This window comes from Amazonocrinis nigriterrae CENA67 (genome assembly GCF_016056305.1).
GTDB classification, from domain to species: Bacteria; Cyanobacteriota; Cyanobacteriia; order Cyanobacteriales; family Nostocaceae; genus Amazonocrinis; species Amazonocrinis nigriterrae.
The window spans coordinates 83,892-99,354 of record NZ_JAECZC010000007.1 but is presented as its reverse complement, the minus strand read 5'-3'; the positions used below and the strand labels follow the sequence as shown (position 1 = coordinate 99,354).

Annotated in this window: 4 protein-coding genes; 3 read left to right on the top strand and 1 reads right to left on the bottom strand. The window is 42.3% G+C overall.

From position 1 onward, the window contains the following. The first annotated feature begins 541 nt into the window (after positions 1 to 541). From I8748_RS05670 to I8748_RS05660, 3 genes are all read left to right on the top strand, one after another. On the top strand, positions 542 to 7,201 hold the full coding sequence (locus I8748_RS05670; RefSeq protein WP_198123685.1) for a HAMP domain-containing protein: 6,660 nt from the start codon (positions 542 to 544) through the stop codon (positions 7,199 to 7,201). Positions 7,202 to 7,705: 504 nt separating this feature from the next. After that, the gene (locus I8748_RS05665; protein WP_198123684.1) at positions 7,706 to 13,210 is read left to right on the top strand and encodes a trifunctional serine/threonine-protein kinase/ATP-binding protein/sensor histidine kinase; all 5,505 of its coding nucleotides are present in this window, start codon (positions 7,706 to 7,708) and stop codon (positions 13,208 to 13,210) included. A 232-nt stretch (positions 13,211 to 13,442) separates the two neighbouring features. Next, positions 13,443 to 14,216, top strand: coding sequence for a thioesterase II family protein (locus I8748_RS05660; protein ID WP_198123683.1), 774 nt, complete (start codon positions 13,443 to 13,445; stop codon positions 14,214 to 14,216). A 267-nt stretch (positions 14,217 to 14,483) separates the two neighbouring features. Here the strand turns inward: I8748_RS05660 and I8748_RS05655 are convergent, their stop codons facing one another. Further along, on the bottom strand, positions 14,484 to 15,338 hold the full coding sequence (locus I8748_RS05655) for a ferritin-like domain-containing protein (protein ID WP_198123682.1): 855 nt from the start codon (positions 15,336 to 15,338) through the stop codon (positions 14,484 to 14,486). Positions 15,339 to 15,463: the final 125 nt, after the last annotated feature.

The following is a 15,463-nucleotide window of genomic DNA, read 5'->3' as shown; positions in this document are numbered from 1 at the left end:
CTTGGTGCAGTTCCCCATCTCGGCAGAAGCCAAGACGGGGACTGCTTCACCTCCTGCCTCCATTAGCGATTAATAAAACTGAACTTTGCACCATATGTAGCAACTTCAAAGTAAGATAGTATTAACAACTAAAACTTCCTAATTACTGAGTAATTATACTAAAATCGCTTTGTTCAAAATTATAGACCAAGGTATAACAAGTAACTAAGGTAAAAGTCATTAAAAAAGTAAAAATACCAAATTGATTGACAAAACTTAGACGCATCAAAGCGATTCCTATCTAAAATCCAAAATGGTATAAGAGCTTATTTACTTGATTGTGAATTAAAAAATATTTGCAAGCTATCTCAAACCACAGACTACTAGCTATCATTGGCTCAGTGGTGTTTCTGACAGCAAAATCAGTTATTCAGGATGTGCATGAAGATAAATTGAGATCACAATTGCCTCAAAGGGAAACAGCGCACATCATTAATAATTTGTAAAAAACATTAAAGAATTACCTAGTCGAAAAAATACTAAATTTCTTAAGGATCAGGCGATGGCAACCGAACAGTTAACTAGAGAAAGCGACAATCTAGATTTAAAACAACTATTGAGGACACTCAGTGCTGTTAAACAAGGTGACTTTTCTGCTCGGATGCCCATAGACCAAACTGGCATTGCTGGGAAAATAGCTGATACGCTCAACGATATTATTGAGCAGAATGAGCGGATGGCGGCAGAAATACAGCGCATCGGCAATGTAGTTGGCAAAGAAGGCAAAATTAGTGAACGCGCTTCTCTAGGAAATGTTAGCGGTTCTTGGTCAGATTGTGTAACTTCTGTCAATACCCTAATTACAGATTTAGTGCAACCGACATCTGAAACCACTCGTGTGATCCGGGCTGTTGCTAATGGTGACTTATCCCAAACCATCGCCACAGAAATTGAGGGCAGACCCCTGCAAGGAGAGTTTCTGCAAACTGCTAATATCGTCAACACGATGGTAGACCGGCTGGGTTCCTTTGCTAGTGAAGTAACAAGGGTGGCGCGGGAAGTAGGTACTGAAGGTAAACTCGGCGTACAAGCAGAAGTCCGGGGAGTGGCAGGCACTTGGAAGGATCTGACCGACAATGTGAACTTAATGGCAGGTAATCTGACCGGACAAGTGCGGAATATTGCCGAAGTTGCCACAGCGATCGCCAACGGTGACCTCTCCAAAAAAATCACCGTTGATGTTAAAGGCGAAATTTTGGAACTAAAAAACACCGTCAATACGATGGTGGATCAACTCAATTCCTTTGCCAGTGAAGTTACCAGAGTTGCCCGTGAAGTGGGTACAGAAGGGAAGCTGGGTGTACAAGCAGAAGTCAGGGGTGTGGCAGGTACTTGGAAAGATTTGACCGATAATGTCAACTTGATGGCAGGTAATTTAACAGCCCAAGTCCGTAATATTGCGGAAGTAACCACAGCAGTAGCTAATGGCGACCTCTCCAAGAAAATCACCGTTGATGTCAGAGGCGAAATTTTAGAGTTGAAAAACACCGTCAACATCATGGTGGATCAACTCAATTCCTTTGCATCAGAAGTAACGCGGGTTGCGAGGGAAGTGGGTGCAGAAGGAAAACTGGGCGGTCAAGCAGAAGTTAGAGGCGTAGCAGGTACCTGGAAAGATTTGACCGACAGCGTAAACTTCATGGCAGGCAGTTTAACAGCCCAAGTGCGGAACATTGCCGAAGTCACCACGGCGGTAGCAACCGGCGACCTTTCCAAGAAAATCACCGTTGATGTCAAAGGCGAAATTTTGGAGTTGAAAAATACCATCAACACGATGGTGGATCAACTCAACTCCTTTGCCAGTGAAGTAACACGGGTTGCTAGAGAAGTGGGAACCGAAGGCAAACTGGGCGTACAAGCAGAAGTCCGGGGGGTAGCGGGTACCTGGAAAGACTTGACCGACAACGTAAACTTAATGGCAGGTAATCTGACCGGACAAGTGCGGAACATCGCCGAAGTTGCCACAGCGATCGCCAACGGCGACCTTTCTAAGAAAATCACTGTTGATGTTAGAGGTGAAATTTTTGAACTGAAAAACACCATCAATATCATGGTGGATCAACTGAGTTCCTTTGCATCAGAAGTCACTAGGGTGGCTAGGGAAGTGGGCAGTGAAGGAAAGCTGGGTGTGCAAGCCGATGTCCGGGGAGTGGCAGGCACTTGGAAGGATTTGACAGACAGCGTAAACTTCATGGCGGGCAGTTTGACAGCCCAAGTACGCAACATTGCCGAAGTGACAACGGCGGTGGCAACCGGCGACCTTTCCAAGAAAATCACCGTGGATGTGAAAGGGGAAATTTTAGAGTTGAAAAACACCATTAACACGATGGTGGATCAACTCAACTCCTTTGCATCAGAAGTTACCAGGGTTGCAAGGGAAGTGGGCAGTGAAGGAAAACTGGGTGTACAAGCAGAAGTGCGAGGCGTGGCAGGTACTTGGAAAGATTTGACGGATAGTGTGAACTTCATGGCGGGAAGTTTAACAGCCCAAGTACGGAACATTGCCGAAGTGACAACGGCGGTGGCAAATGGCGACTTATCTAAGAAAATCACCGTTGACGTGAAAGGGGAAATTTTAGAGTTGAAAAACACCATCAACACGATGGTGGATCAACTGAGTTCCTTTGCATCAGAAGTCACCAGGGTTGCTAGGGAAGTGGGAACCGAAGGAAAGCTGGGTGTACAAGCCGAAGTCCGGGGAGTGGCAGGCACCTGGAAAGACTTGACAGGCGCGGTGAACATGATGGCAGGAAACCTCACCGACCAAGTACGGAACATTGCCGAAGTTGCCACAGCGATCGCAAATGGCGACCTTTCCAAGAAAATTACTGTACAAGTCAAAGGCGAAATTTTAGAGTTGAAAAACACCATCAATATAATGGTGGATCAGCTGAACTCCTTCGCAAGTGAAGTAACGCGGGTGGCGCGGGAAGTGGGAAGTGAAGGAAAGCTGGGTGTACAAGCCGATGTGAAAGGTGTAGCCGGTACATGGAAAGACCTCACCGACAGCGTGAATTTCATGGCAGGCAGTTTGACAGCCCAAGTACGCAACATTGCCGCTGTAACAACGGCAGTAGCCAACGGCGACCTCTCCAAGAAAATTTCTGTTGATGTCAAAGGCGAAATTTTAGAGTTGAAAAATACCGTCAACACGATGGTGGATCAACTCAACTCCTTTGCAAGTGAAGTAACGCGGGTGGCGCGGGAAGTAGGCACCGAAGGAAAGCTGGGTGTACAAGCAGAAGTCAAAGGGGTGGCAGGTACTTGGAAAGACCTCACCGACAGCGTGAACTTCATGGCGGGAAGTTTGACAGCCCAAGTACGGAACATCGCCGAAGTGACAACGGCGGTAGCTAACGGCGACTTATCCAAGAAAATCACCGTTGATGTCAAAGGTGAAATTCAGGAACTCAAGAACACCATCAACACGATGGTGGATCAGTTAAACTCCTTTGCCAGTGAAGTAACGCGGGTTGCCAGGGAGGTGGGAACCGAAGGTAAGCTGGGTGTGCAAGCCTATGTCAGAGGCGTGGGTGGCACCTGGAAAGATTTGACCGACAATGTAAACTCAATGGCGGGGAACCTCACAGCCCAGGTGCGGAACATTGCCGAAGTCACCAAAGCAGTGGCAAATGGCGACCTCTCCAAGAAAATCACCGTCGATGTCAAAGGCGAAATTTTGGACTTGAAAAACACCATTAATACGATGGTGGATCAACTCAGTTCCTTTGCATCGGAAGTAACGCGGGTGGCGCGGGAAGTGGGCACCGAGGGTAAATTGGGCGGTCAAGCTGTGGTGCAAGGTGTAGCAGGCACTTGGAAAGATTTGACCGACAACGTAAACTCGATGGCGGGGAACCTCACAGCCCAGGTGCGGGGTATTGCTAGAGTTGTGACGGCGGTAGCCAATGGCGACTTGAAGCGCAAACTCATGCTGGATGCCAAAGGCGAAATTGAAACCTTGGCAGAAACCATCAACGAAATGATTGATACCCTAGCCACCTTTGCCAATCAGGTGACAACAGTGGCGCGGGAAGTGGGAATCGAAGGAAAATTAGGCGGTCAAGCTAGAGTGCCTGGGGCGGCTGGAACTTGGAAAGATTTGACCGATAACGTCAATGAATTGGCTGCTACATTAACTACACAGTTACGAGCGATCGCCGAAGTAGCCACAGCCGTAACCAAAGGCGATTTAACTCGTTCTATCGCCGTGGAAGCCTTAGGGGAAGTGGCAATCCTCAAAGACAACATCAACCAAATGATTGCCAATCTCCGGGAAACAACCCAGAAAAATACTGAACAAGACTGGTTAAAAACTAACCTAGCGAAGTTTACCCGGATGCTGCAAGGTCAGCGAGATTTAGAAACTGTATCTAAACTGATTCTTTCGGAACTGGCACCCTTGGTTGGAGCGCAACATGGCGTATTCTACTTGATGGAAGCCCCAGAAATTCAGCCCTATCTCAAACTCCTCAGTAGCTATGCTTACCGCGAACGCAAGCATCTAGCCAACCGCTTTCACCTGGGTGAAGGTTTGGTAGGACAATGCGCTTTGGAAAAAGAGCGAATTCTGCTGACAGAAGTACCCAATGATTATGTCAAAATTAGTTCTGGTTTAGGAGAAGCTACCCCACTCAATGCCGTAGTGTTACCTGTATTATTTGAAGGGCAGGTAACAGCGGTAATTGAATTAGCTTCATTCCGCCGCTTTAGCGAAATTCACCTGACATTCTTCGACCAACTCACCGAAAGTATTGCGATCGTTCTCAATACCATCGCCGCTTCCATGCGTACCGAAGAATTACTCAAGCAGTCTCAATCTCTAGCCGAAGAACTACAAACCCAGCAAAACGAACTCCGGGAAACCAACAAGCGCCTAGAACAACAAGCCCAATCCTTGAAAACCTCCGAGGATTTACTCAAAGGACAGCAAGAAGAACTGCAACAAACCAACGCCGAGTTAGAAGAAAAAGCCGAGTTGTTAGCGCAGCAAAAGAAAGAAGTCGAGCGCAAAAACCGCGAAATTGAACAAGCAAGGCGGTCTTTGGAAGAAAAAGCTGAACAATTAGCACTTTCGTCCAAATATAAATCTGAATTTTTGGCGAACATGTCCCATGAACTGCGGACACCACTGAACAGTTTGTTAATTTTAGCTAGGCTGTTGGCAGATAACATCGAAGGCAACCTCAGCAATAAACAAGTTGAGTATAGCCAGACAATTTACTCCGCAGGTACAGATTTATTGGCGTTGATCAATGACATTTTGGATCTGGCTAAAATTGAATCTGGAACTATGTCAATTGACATGGGGCAGATACTATTGCCAGAGTTGGCTGAGCAAACTGAGCGTACCTTTGGGCAAGTAGCTCAAAACAAGGGACTTGGTTTCACAATTGAATTGGCTCCCGGATTGCCAAACACCATCTACACTGATGTGAAACGCTTACAGCAAGTGTTGAAAAATCTCCTCTCCAACGCTTTCAAATTTACAGAACATGGCGAGGTACGCTTGCGAATTGAGGTGGCAAAGCATGGGTGGAGTCATAACCAAGAAATTTTGAATCGTGCCCAGATGGTGATTGCCTTCTCAGTCACCGATACAGGCATCGGCATTGCCCCCGATAAGCAAAAAGTGATTTTTGAGGCATTTCAGCAAGCCGATGGCACTACTAGCCGTAAATATGGTGGCACAGGATTGGGCTTATCAATTAGCCGTGAAATTGCCCACCTGTTTGGTGGAGAAATTAAGCTTGTCAGTCAACCCGGTCAAGGTAGCACGTTTACATTCTACCTGCCCCAGGACAGGAGAGGCGGAGAATTCATTCCTTCTGCTTCCTACTCCCCACTCTCCACTCCCCACTCCCAACTTTCCAATCCCCACTCAGCAACGCCAGATGCTTCAACGGGGGGAACCCCCGCAACGCACTGGCTCCTCAGCACTCAGCACTCAGCACTTTTAGATGACGATCGCGCTACCATCGAAAGTGGCGATCGCCTGTTGTTGATTGTTGAGGATGACATTAACTTTGCGCGTATCCTTTTAGATATGTCACGGCAGCAGGGATTTAAGGTGATCACTGCTCAAACTGGTAGTGCAGGTTTGACTTTAGCACGGCAATTTTTACCATCAGCCATTTTGCTTGATATCCGCTTGCCAGAAATGGATGGTTGGACAGTGTTAGATCGCTTGAAGCATGACCCGAATACACGTCACATTCCCGTACATATTATGACAGTGGAAGAAGGACGACAACGCGGTTTGCAACTAGGGGCGATCGCATATTTGCAAAAACCCGTCACCAGTGAGGCAATATCTGAAGCATTGACCAAAATTAAAGGTTTTGTTGACCGTCGGGTGAAGAATTTGCTAGTGGTTGAAGATGACGATACTCAACGCCATAGCATTGTCGAACTGATTGGTAACAGCGATGTTGCTACCACTGCCGTTGCTACCGGACTTGAAGCACTAGCAGCCATCCGTCGAGAGCATTTTGATTGCCTCGTCCTCGATTTAGGACTGCCAGATATGACAGGGTTTGAACTGATCGAGCAAATTAAGCTAGAACCGAATGGGGAAAATTTGCCAATTATTGTCTACACCGGTAGAGAAGTTACCAAAACCCAAGAAACCGAACTCCGGCGCATAGCCGAGACAATCATCCTCAAAGACGTGCAATCACCAGAACGCCTTCTTGATGAAACAGCATTATTCCTACACCGAGTGCAAGCAAATATGCCTGCACCCAAACGACATTTATTAGAACAACTGCATTCGCGAGACTACTTACTTGCTGGTAAGAAAGTGTTAATTGTGGACGACGATGTACGTAATATTTTCGCGCTGACAAGTATGCTAGAGCGCTATCAAATGCATGTCTTATATGCCGAAAACGGCAGGGAAGGTATTCGAGTATTAGAAAATACATCAGACATTGATGTCGTGTTGATGGATGTAATGATGCCAGAAATGGATGGTTACGAAACAACCCAGCTGATCCGCCAGAACGAGCAATTTCAAAGTTTACCGATTATTGCACTAACCGCTAAAGCCATGCAAGGCGATCGCGATAAGTGCATTGCCGCAGGTGCATCAGACTATATTACCAAACCCGTGGATACTGAACAGCTGCTCTCACTTTTGCGTGTTTGGCTATATCAATAACAACGTCAACAAGGACTTACGTAAACAATAAGCGAAACCCTTATTTTCCTCTAGCAGCAATTCATATGCTGCTAGAGGAAAACATATTAGATTCTCATTTGTGAGAAACAAGATACCCAACTTTTTTGATCAGTCAGGGTTCTGAAACTTTGAATTTTCACAAATTAAATAGGATTACTATATTAAACACGTGAAATTATACAGCGTTTTTCAAAAAATTTAACCACAAAACTTTCTACTCCCCGTCTCAGTCATGGCCTAAATACCTGAAAACTGTTGTCAATTAGAGTATGAATTAGCAAACATAATTTTCACATTGGAATTAACTTCTCATAGTTTATACTTTATCCATATTTTTTAACACTTTGTTTTAAGAATAAATACTTAAGTGCTGCTTTTAATTTATAAAATATTCTTTGTGATCTCTATCACAGATAGACCCTTATATCGCTCATATTATATAACTTTGAACTGTGTTTAAAGTGACTCAGGGAGTATGTTTATATGCAAATCTCAGGTTACAAAAACTTGCAAAAAATACACGCATCAGAAAATACTACCCTATATCAAGCCATTAGAGAGCTAGACCAGCAACCAGTCATTATTAAAACTTTAAAATGTGAGTATCCTTCATTAGAAGAATTAACAACTTTAAAACATGAATACGAGATTAGCAAAAATTTGCATATAGAAGGAGTTGTGAAAGCAATAGATTTGTTGCATTACAAAAATTCTTTTGCTTTAATATTAGAATATTTTGGTGATCAATCTATAAAAAGCTTTTTAAAAAATACATCTATTCAGATAGGTAATTGTTTACGAATAATCTTGCAAGTCACTGAAACTATAGCTCGACTGCATCAGCAAGAGATTATTCATAAAGATATCAAACCTGAAAATATTATTATTAACCCAGAAACACTTCAGGTAAAAATTACCGATTTTAGTATTGCTTCTCGGTTATCTAAAGAAAATCAAACAGTTAGTCATCCCAACTTACTCGAAGGTACACTTGCCTATATCTCTCCAGAGCAAACTGGCAGAATGAATCGGTCTATTGATTACCGCACCGACTATTACTCACTGGGCGTCACTTTTTATGAAATGCTGACTGGTCAATTACCGTATCAAAACAACGACCCAATGGAGTTAGTTCATTGCCATATTGCTAAAAAACCAGTACCGCCTCATCAGTTAAATCCACAAATTCCTGTTGCTGTCTCTGATATCGTCATGAAATTACTGGAAAAAAATGCTGAAGACAGATATCAAAGCGCGGCTGGAATCAAGTATGACCTAAAATTTTGCCTCACACATCTAGAAACCATAGGCGAAATTCCTAATTTTCAAGTGGGAGGGCAAGATTTATCTGGGCAACTTCTCATACCTCAAAAACTTTACGGTAGAGAACAAGAAGTAGAAACATTACTAGCAGCATTTACACGAGTTAGTCCAGAGAGAATAGATCAAGAGTTTTCACCACTTCCTTCACATAGTGAATTGATGTTAGTTTCTGGTTACTCTGGTACTGGTAAATCTTCTTTAGTACATGAAATTCATAAACCCATAGTTCGCCAATCTGGGTATTTTATTAGTGGTAAATTTGACCAGTTTAAACGCAATATTCCTTATCTTGCCTTCATTCAAGCTTTCCAAGAATTAATTCAGCAACTCTTAACAGAAAATTCCACATCTATAACTCTTTGGAAAGAAAAAATCCTCAATGCCCTTGGTAATAATGGACAAATTATCATTGATGTTATTCCTGAACTATATCTAATTATTGGTCAACAGCCACAAGTACCGAATTTAGGAGCAGTAGAATCACAAAATCGTTTTAATCGGGTGTTTCAAGAGTTTATTCGTGTCTTTGCTCAAAAGGAACACCCTCTAGTTTTATTCCTGGATGATTTACAATGGGCAGATTCAGCTTCTCTCAATTTAATTCAATTGCTTGTTACCGATTCTGAAAGTCAATATTTGTTATTGATTGGAACTTATCGAGATAATGAAGTTAGTTCTACCCATCCTTTAATGCAAACATTAGAGAAAATTGAACAAGAGCAAGCGACTATCAATCGTATTATTTTAAAACCTTTAAAATTATCAGATGTTAACCAATTAGTTGCTGATACTCTAGGTGAAACTGAAAAAACTAAGCCAATAGCAGAATTACTTTTTTATAAAACTGCTGGCAACCCCTTCTTTTTAACGCAAATGTTTTCCACACTATACCAAGAGAAACTGCTAAACTTTGATTTCAATACTGGGCAATGGCAGTGGAATATTTCGGAAATTCAAGCAATTGGTATTACAGATAAAACGGTTGTGGAATTAGTGGCTGGCAATATTCAAAAACTGCCATCAGCAACACAGCATATTCTGAAACTAGCAGCGTGTATTGGGAACTGCTTTAGTTTAGATGTGCTAGCAATTGTTAGCGAAAAATCGCAGACGGTAACGGCAGCAGATTTGTGGGCAGGATTACAGTCAGGTTTGATTTTACCTCTGAGTAATGCTTATAAAATTCCGTTGGTGTTTCAGCAAGAATCATCAATAGCTTTTAACTTGGATGCTGGGAAAGTTGCCTATAAATTCTTACATGACCGCGTACAGCAAGCAGCTTATTCTCTAATTCCAGAAGACCAGAAAAAGGAAACTCATCTAAAAATTGGTCGGCTACTACTTGCTAATACACCACTCACAGAACGGGAAGCTAATATTTTTGATATTGTGAATCAGCTAAATGTTGGTGTTGAGTTAATTATTGAACAGTCAGAAAAATATGAATTAGCTGAACTGAATCTGAGGGCGGCTAAAAAAGCCAAAGCAGCTACAGCTTATGAAGCTGCTAGCAAATACATCAATGTTGCTTTGGAATTGCTTGCAGAAAATAGCTGGTCAAGTCACTATGACTTAACACTTGCTTTGTTTATTGAAGCGGTGGAAGTCGAATCTTTAAATGCTAATTTTGAGCAGTCTGCTATCTTAACTGATATTGTCTTGCAACAAGCGAAAAGCATTCTTGACAAAGCTAAAGTTTTAGAGCTAAAAGTTTTATCTTATATGGCTCAGAACCGACCGTTAGAAGCATTCGATGCAGGTGTGCAAGCACTGGAAATGCTAGGTCTTGACTTGTCTGTTATATCCAGTACCCAAAATACCTTGCCTATCTTACCTCGATTGGAAGATTTAGAAAGTTTTCCCATTATGACAGATGCCAAGCAACTAGCAATTATGCGAATTCTAGTTTCTTTGATGGGCCCTGTTTATATGGCAAAACAAGAAATGCTATTGCCAGTTGTATTAACTATGATCAATCTGTGTATAAAACATGGTCATTCAGCAATAGCAGCTTATGCATATGTTATTTATGGCTTGATTTCATGCGGGTCGTTAGAAGGATTGGATACAGGATATGAATGCGGTCAAATAGCCTTCAAGTTATTGGAACAATTTAACGCTAAAGAACTCAAATGTAAAATCTACAATGTTGTTTATAGTTTGATTAGACCTTGGAAAAGGGATTTAAAAGAAAGCATAGTACCCTTAATAGAAACACAGCAAAGCGGTTTGGAAACGGGAGATTTAGAATATGCTAGCTATGCTACAATGTACTACTGTTTTTACATCTTTCTCATAGGTGAACCATTAAATGTTGTAGAAAAGAAGCATTTACAATATTTTGATTTGCTATTAAAGCTGAATCAGCAAACAGCTATTGGAAGTACTAAAATAGTTAGACAGCTATGCTTAAATTTAATTGATCATTCAATAAATAAATGTGCTTTAAGTGGAGAAGTTTTTGATGAAGCAGCAATGCTGGCAAGTTTACGCGAAACTAATAATAACATGTTGGTGTTTCTGTTTTATTTTGCCAAGTTGATGCTTTGTTATATCTTTAAAGATACTGCTCAGGCTGTGGAAAATATCAGGCTATCAGCAGAAAACGTAGTATACATTACAGGTATTATATATAGTGTAGTATATAACTTCTACTGTTCACTGACTCTTTTAGCTCATTATCCAAATGTGAGCAAGAGTGAGCAAGAAGAATATTTAAATCAAGTATTGAAAAATCAAGAAAACATGAAAGTTTGGGCAACTCATGCTTCCTGTAACTTTCAGCATAAGTATGATTTAGTCGAAGCGGAAAAAGCACGGGTTTTAGGACAAACTTTGAGAGCAATGGAATATTACGATCGCGCCATTGCTGGAGCTAAACAAAACCTCTACATTCAAGAAGAAGCTTTAGCGAATGAATTAGCAGCCGAGTTTTATTTATCATGCGGTAAAGAAACAATTGGTGAAGCTTACTTGCTCAAGTCTTACTATGGATATATCCGCTGGGGTGCGATTGCAAAAGTAAAAGATTTAGAAGCAAGATATCCTGAGTTTATCTCTCATATTAATCATAAAGAAAACAGCAAAATATCTATCCATCGCACAATCAAAACGACTACAAGCGAAAGTTTGGCAGTACTGGATTTATCTACAGTCATGAAAGCATCGCAAGCTATTTCTCAAGAAATTGTTTTTGACAAACTACTTGAAAAATTAATGCTAATTGTGATGGAAAATGCTGGGGCACAGAAAGGTCTACTATTTTTGAAAAAATTGGACGCTTTAGTTTTAGTAGCTCAAGGAACTGTTGAGCCTCAAGATGTGAGTATCTTACCTTTTATCAATATTTCTAAGTTTACAGATGTGCCGCTTTCTGTAATTAACTATGTACAAATCACTGAAAACCCGATAGTTGTAGAAGATGCTCAACAAGAAGGATTATTCACAGCCGATCCATACATTGCCCAACACCAAATAAAATCACTATTAGCCTTACCTGTAATTTATCAAGGCACTTTTACAGGAATTATTTATTTAGAAAATCGCTCATTGGCAGGAGCATTTACACGCGATCGCCTGCAAGTATTATCCCTACTTTGTGCCCAAATTGCTATCTCTATCGAAAATGCCAATCTTTATCAAAATTTGCAAGCTTACTCACAACAACTCGAAAGCAAAAATCAAGATTTGCAATTATCAGAAACACGGGAACGAGAAAAGGCAACTCAACTAGAAACTGCTATACATCAACTGCAAAATACGCAATTGCAACTTGTGCATAGCGAGAAAATGTGTAGTTTGGGACAAATGGTAGCAGGTATCGCTCATGAAGTTAACAATCCCATTAACTTTATCAAAGGTAATATCGAACACATTAATAGTTATACCCAAGACATACTAAATTTACTCGACCTTTACCAACAGCAGTATCCTAATCCTAGTGACATAATTCAAGATGAAATAGATGCTGTTGAGTTAGAGTTTATCATTGAAGACTTACCAAAGATGTTGCAATCAATGAAAATAGGAGCAAATCGTATCAGCGAAATTGTCCGCACCATGCGTAACTACTCCCGTATAGATGCAACGGAAATGCAACTTTCAGACATTCATGATGGCATAGACAGCACATTAATGATTTTGCAGCATCGCCTGAAAGCTCAATCTCATAGACCTGCAATTGAGATTATCAAAGAATATGGCAATTTGCCGCCAGTGGAGTGTTATATTGGGCAGCTAAACCAAGTGTTTATGAATCTGTTAGCAAATGGTATTGATGCTATTGAAGAGTCAAGAGTAGGGGCGCAATGCTTTGCGCCCGTACAGGGGTCAGTGGTTAATAGAAAAACAACGAACAATCCTCAGATTCGCATTTATACAGAAGTGAAAAATAACAGCCATGTATGTATTTCCATTTCTGATAATGGTTTTGGGATGAAGGAAGAAGTACGCAGCAAGATATTTAATCCCTTTTTCACCACAAAACCAATAGGTAAAGGAACAGGAATTGGTTTATCAATTAGTTACCATATTGTGGTGGAAAAACACGGTGGTAATATCAAGTGTATTTCAGCGCCTGGTGAGGGAACTGAGTTTGTGATTGAAATTCCTATTCAGCATCAACATCAGCAGCACTCAGTGCAGAAAACGCCAATTGCCATATAGTTTTCTCTCGCTAGCTGGAAGAAGGGAGTGGGGAGTGGGGGAGCAGGGGAGCAGAGGAGCGGGGGAGCAGGGGAGATCAAATCTTGTACTGATACTAAGTTGCGTTCAAAAATATAGTTGTAGTCATAGCGGCTGGCTCCTCAGCACTCAGCACTTTGCTCTAAAATGTTACATTATTGTAATGTTCAACTTGATTACGAATGATCAAGTGTGAATAACTCGAAGTTTTCTCATGACAACTACACCATCATTTAACTCTTGGGTAACTTGCCCTGAACCAAATCCTGAAGCTTCCCTACGTTTATTTTGCTTACCCTACGCTGGAGGTAGCTCTCTAATTTATCGTACTTGGTCTGCCAATTTACCCTCGACTGTAGAAGTTTGTCCGATTGAACTACCGGGACGAGGAAAGCAGATGCGCTTACCTGCTTTGACTCGTTTAGAAGCGTTAGTTGCAGCGATCGCTCCTATGCTCTTACCATACTTAGACAAACCATTCGTGTTTTTCGGTCACAGCATGGGTGCGCTTGTCAGCTTTGAACTCACTCATCTACTCCGCCGAGAATATAATCTCCATCCTCTCCATTTGTTCCTATCTGCACGGCGTCCTCCCCAAATCCCTGCTACCAAGCCACCCATTCATAACCTTCCCGAACCAGCCTTTAAAGAGGAACTGCGACGCCTCAACGGTACTCCTCCACAGGTGTTAGAGAACTCTGAACTGATGCAACTCCTCATGCCTATTGTACGGGCAGATTTTGCTGTCCTTGAAACTTACGTTTATGCTCCTCAGCCGCGCCTTGACTGTTCCATAACAGTTTTCGGTGGCTTACAGGATAAAGAGGTAAGTTTCGAGCAACTCCAAGGTTGGCGGGAACAGACAAATGCCACCTTCTCTATCAAAATGTTCGATGGGGATCATTTCTTCGTGCAGTCAGCTCGCTCACTACTGCTAGAGTCTCTTTCTCAAGAACTGCAACAGATTCAGCTATCTCACGCCCTGTAATACCGTTTCACTTTAATTTTGATACAAGTAAGGTGCAGGGGAGCAGAGGGAGCAGGGGAGCAGGGGTGCAGGGGAGCAGGGGTGCAGGGGTGCAGGGGTGCAGGAGTGCAGGGGAGCAGGGGTGCAGGGGTGCAGGGGTGAAAAAATTTGTATCAGATTTTTCGTGAATAATTGGTTATTCCAATCCCTGCACTAAAAGTGCAGGGTTGGTGAACTTTACTCTTTTGAACCGAACCGTATTGAGGGTAGGGATGGATAGGCCAGGAATTATGTAGTAGCCCTCTCGACCGATTGTGACTGACGTTTTGGTAAGAGTTGGAGGGTACTCAAAGCAATATTTGTAAGTCGGGGCATTAATTGCGGTTGTAGCAAGCGAGAATCATACTTACTCATCCGCTGATGATTTTCTTGGATGCACACATCGAGAAACTTTTCTAATGTGAGGTTGTCGGTGAAAGTGCTTGCGCCGGTAGCGGTAAAACCGGTACCGCTGGGATCAGAATCGACAAATGCAGCAGTTAAATTACTCAGCGCTTTGCCGTAGTACCAGAGAGTTTTTGCCAACCGCAGAGGTGAAAATCCTTGACCGCGATTGATTTGCATGTAGGTAAACCAGTTGACAAAAAAGACAATATGACGTGCTTCTTCGTCCAAAATCGGATCAAAAATCGTGAAGAGTGCTTCTGGGAATACTTTAGCATCACGAGCAATGCCAAACAGCCCAAAGGCAAAGAAGGAATCTAGGCACTCTTCAAAACCAAAGGTTGTGAAGGCTGGCTCAATTTTTGCTGGTACTACTACAGGAGGACATTGGGGTATTTCAATGCCATAGCGGTCAATGAGTGTTTTCAGCAGGCGGGCGTGGCGCGATTCTTCTCTACCTTGAAGAGCGATCGCTTCATGCAATAATGGATCTGTCACAGTGGCTGCATAGCTACTCACCATTGCGCCAGCTTCCCGTTCAATACCAAGTGCTTTCTCCCAAAAGGGAATTGCTCGCAAACGAGCAACATCTGCATCATTCAAATCAGGCCAAGGCAGATGCTCAGGCTCGTAGTCTAAGTGGGTATCTAAAAAGCTGCGGCAGAATAATTCCTTGTGTTCAACTGAGCCAAGTTTCATTTCTCAAGTTCCATTCTATAGTAACTATTCAGTCATACCTAGCTAAGAATATTCAATATTATTACTGATTGGGAAGTACCTGAACTCGCAAACTCTAAGCGATCGCTTTACTGTACTAGCGATTA

Bases quoted from the DNA above. Each gene is read 5' to 3' on its own strand.
- I8748_RS05670 (WP_198123685.1), top strand. From the start codon at position 542: ATGGCAACCGAACAGTTAACTAGAGAAAGCGACAATCTAGATTTAAAA.
- I8748_RS05665 (WP_198123684.1), top strand. From the start codon at position 7,706: ATGCAAATCTCAGGTTACAAAAACTTGCAAAAAATACACGCATCAGAA.
- I8748_RS05660 (WP_198123683.1), top strand. From the start codon at position 13,443: ATGACAACTACACCATCATTTAACTCTTGGGTAACTTGCCCTGAACCA.
- I8748_RS05655 (WP_198123682.1), bottom strand. From the start codon at position 15,338: ATGAAACTTGGCTCAGTTGAACACAAGGAATTATTCTGCCGCAGCTTT.